This window comes from Sporosarcina luteola (assembly GCF_023715535.1).
Classification (GTDB): Bacteria; Bacillota; Bacilli; order Bacillales_A; family Planococcaceae; genus Sporosarcina; species Sporosarcina luteola_B.
Map to the genome: position 1 here is coordinate 1 of NZ_JAMBOI010000039.1, position 512 is coordinate 512.

The window sequence follows — 512 nt, forward strand, 5'->3', positions numbered from 1 at the left end:
TTGATCACCATTGTATAGCGATATACGTTGGCAATCGTTAAAAAAGTATTGTTCAATCACAAAAGTGATCGACTCGGTTGATTACTTGATGTTTTGTTGCTTCAATGTCGTTTTATCCAGTTTTCAAGGAACAAAAATACTCCCATCGGAGTAAGTTGGTGGAGCCTAGCGGGATCGAACCGCTGACCTCCTGCGTGCAAGGCAGGCGCTCTCCCAGCTGAGCTAAGGCCCCGGAATATGAAATGGTGGGCCTAAGTGGACTCGAACCACCGACCTCACGCTTATCAGGCGTGCGCTCTAACCAGCTGAGCTATAGGCCCCTTCCGGGATTATGAAGTTTATCTTGTTCACTTTCAAACACGCACTGTGTCTGAAACTGTCCAATTGAACCTTCAAAACTGAACGCAAAACGTCAACGTATGAACCCAAGGTTCATATTCCGTAATTATCCTTAGAAAGGAGGTGATCCAGCCGCACCTTCCGATACGGCTACCTTGTTACGACTTCACCCC

General features: G+C 46.9%; 2 tRNA genes and 1 rRNA gene. All 3 read right to left on the reverse strand.

The window, feature by feature from the left end:
• Positions 1-156 precede the first annotated feature (156 nt).
• Positions 157-232 (reverse strand) — tRNA-Ala (locus M3191_RS18195).
• Positions 233-243: 11 nt separating this feature from the next.
• Positions 244-320: transfer RNA gene (locus M3191_RS18200), tRNA-Ile, on the reverse strand.
• 135 nt (positions 321-455) lie between these two features.
• Positions 456-512: ribosomal RNA gene (locus tag M3191_RS18205) — 16S ribosomal RNA — on the reverse strand; the annotation flags it as partial.